Source organism: Rickettsia sp. TH2014 (assembly GCF_019249195.1).
In the GTDB taxonomy this organism is placed as follows: domain Bacteria; phylum Pseudomonadota; class Alphaproteobacteria; order Rickettsiales; family Rickettsiaceae; genus Rickettsia; species Rickettsia felis.
Window position 1 is genome coordinate 1 of the sequence record NZ_MXAX01000225.1, and the last position, 2,905, is coordinate 2,905.

The following is a 2,905-nucleotide window of genomic DNA, read 5'->3' on the forward strand; positions in this document are numbered from 1 at the left end:
CTAGAATATTATAATCATGAAAGACCGCATCTTATATCTTGAATACTCATCTGACAGTCATAACTTATCAGACATACAGATATAATTTTTATAATGTCTGTAAGATTAAATCTTGACTTCTACAGGCATCGTAAATCACAAAGGCATCGTAACAATAAACTGAGTCTTATCCTGTTTATCGTTTTCTGCCCAAATTTTTCCGGCGTGCAGTTCTATTACTTTCCTACAGAGAGCAAGCCCTACTCCTCTACCTCCTGCCGGTGTACGTGTTTTAGAGCTTACGACAAATACGCCGAATATACTCTGCAATTCCTCTTTCAGCACTCCTACTCCATCGTCTTTTATACTGAATACAATGCTGTCTTTCTGCTTTTGCAAATCAATTTTTATTATTCCCTCACTACAATAGCTAATAGCGTTAATTATTAGATTATCGAATGTGTGTTTAATATAATGAGGATCACAGTTAAATATTATATTCTCTTCAATATCAGATACAAAATTTAAGGTTTTGCCATTTAGATATAGTTTTTTACATACTTGAATTCTTTCGTGCAGTACTTCGCTTAAGTTTATATCTTCTTTATTTAATTCATAATTAAGACTGGATAATTTTGAAAAATCTAGAATATTATTTATCAAGCTATTTAATCTAATGGAGCTTTTAGCTATAATCTCTACAGCACTACGACGCTGATCTTCATTAAATTTATCATAATTAGCCCATAAGGTTTCACCAAGGCTAATAATACCGGTTAGCGGTGTATTGATTTCATGGTTTATATTACGTAAGAACTCATGTTTCAAATCAAGTAACTTCTCCAATTCCTGCTCTCTATAATTAACTCTATTACCTAAATGAGTATTTTTTAGATTAACTAATCTTTCTTGCTCCTGCCTTGGTTTTAAGAATACTATTAAAAGGCTACTAAATAAGGTTAGGAAATATATTACTTTGAATTGAAAACTATCTATGCTAATTAATAACTGCTCATCCATAAAATATTTATAAAACTCTATACTAGCACACACGCCTGTAACGGTCATAAGTAAAGTAGCTTGCCACCTGAATATAGTTGCAATTATAAGTAAGTTAATTATCGAACACATTAATTGCAACTGATCAAAACTATTTGATATAACAAGTAAACTACCGAAAAATATTAATATAACGAAAGTAGCAACAAACCAAGATAAAGATATAATATAATTCTTTTTAAATTTTAAAGACCATAAAGGATAAGTGATTAATATTGCAGCAGTGATAAGGGTGGTATGGTAAATAATATTATATATCTCCAAATGGTTCATTATTTTACTACCCGATGTGGTATATAAAGATGAGAACATCGATATTAAAATAAATATACCGACATAACTATAAGTAATTTCTTGATTTGGTAGAGTGCTTTCCCAATATTTAAAGATGTTAAAATTCTTAAGATCACGAAATAAAGTCAAAAATTTTCTTTTTCTCTCTTGCTTGATTATTTTAACGGCTAGCGGCTCTTTTAAAGAATTAAACCCTCCTGGTTGTTTTAAAATATAATGGCTTCCAAGGAAAAAGAGTAAATTTACTATAGTTGCGGGCAATATCGGATAAATACCTAAAACCGCTCTTAAAGAAAATACTTGCCACAATATAATAGTTAATATTGCAGCAATCATACCGATAAAAAAACTTTTGGCACTTGATTTAAAACCGTATATTAACAAAATTAACGGCAAAGTGATTAGCGGCAAATAGATACTAGTCAATAATAGAAATAGATTTATTAAATCTTTCGTATAGAGTGATATAATAAAACCTATTAATCCTATAGTGATTGCCGTTACATAATTACTATTTAGAGAAGCCTTTTTAATTATGTCATTAGTAAAAGTTACCGCTGCAACGTTAATATAAGTGTTGGTACTTGAGATTATCATTGCCATAATAACACCGACAATTAACCCCTTAAATCCTATATAACTTTTAATAATCCGTAAAAACAATTCATTAGTGTTAACACTTGGATCTTGAGATAGTAATAATATTACAATCCAAATAAATAAGGCGGATAAACAAAGACAAATAATTGACGAAATAAAAAATGTTTTTGATATTTGCTTTGTGTCTTTTGCCATCAATATTCTTTGAAAAATTGAAGGACCAAGCGACGGAATCGCAAAATATATAAAAATATTTAAAGAAATCCAAAATTTAGGACTAGTATAGTGAAACAAACCTTGTAAATCAGCTAGACGAGTCTGTACGTTTGAGTCTATAACTATATGCGGATCGCTAAAAACATTCCATACGACAATTCCTATTACCGGAATAATTGCACTATAGGTAAAAAACTGTACGGCTTCGGTAAAAGTAACCGATTTTACACCGCCAAAAGCAGAATAGCTTATTATTACGGTGGCAATACATAAATCTATGTAAAAATTTGAAATATTAAAGAATAGCTGTAATATTAAACTTGCTACGTGGAATTGCATGGCAATCCTACCTATAGACATTAATATACTAACTATCGACGTAAGAATACGAACTTTGTTACCGTAAGCCTCCCCTATTATTTCCGCTGCTGATAAACTACCCAAAAAATTCTCAAAACGAGGAGCTATAAAGTAACTAATTAATAACCAACTAACGACGCTCCCGAATATACTAGGTAATAAGTAAAATAGCCCGTCCGTATATATTCTTGAATTATCGATTAAAAAAGTACTAGTACCGATCCAAGTAGCAATAAGAGTTGCGACTATCGTACCTGTAGAAAAATTCCTTTTTCCTATCGCATATTCGCGAATGTTTTTTATATTTTTGATATTTAGAAGTCCAACTAGCAAATTAATTGCTAAAAAGCTAGTAAAAATGAGGAGATCTATATTTGGCATAGAGTTAAGTTATAGG

Annotated in this window: 1 protein-coding gene; it reads right to left on the reverse strand. The window is 30.5% G+C overall.

Annotation, left to right across the window (positions count from 1 at the left end; translation table 11 throughout):
• Window positions 1-135: 135 nt before the first annotated feature.
• The gene (locus tag KYQ89_RS04525; protein WP_218460598.1) at window positions 136-2,889 is read right to left on the reverse strand and encodes a sodium:solute symporter family transporter; all 2,754 of its coding nucleotides are present in this window, start codon (window positions 2,887-2,889) and stop codon (window positions 136-138) included.
• Between the last annotated feature and the right edge of the window lie 16 nt (window positions 2,890-2,905).

Coding starts and splice junctions, on each gene's coding strand:
- KYQ89_RS04525 (WP_218460598.1), bottom strand. CDS start 2,889: ATGCCAAATATAGATCTCCTCATTTTTACTAGCTTTTTAGCAATTAAT.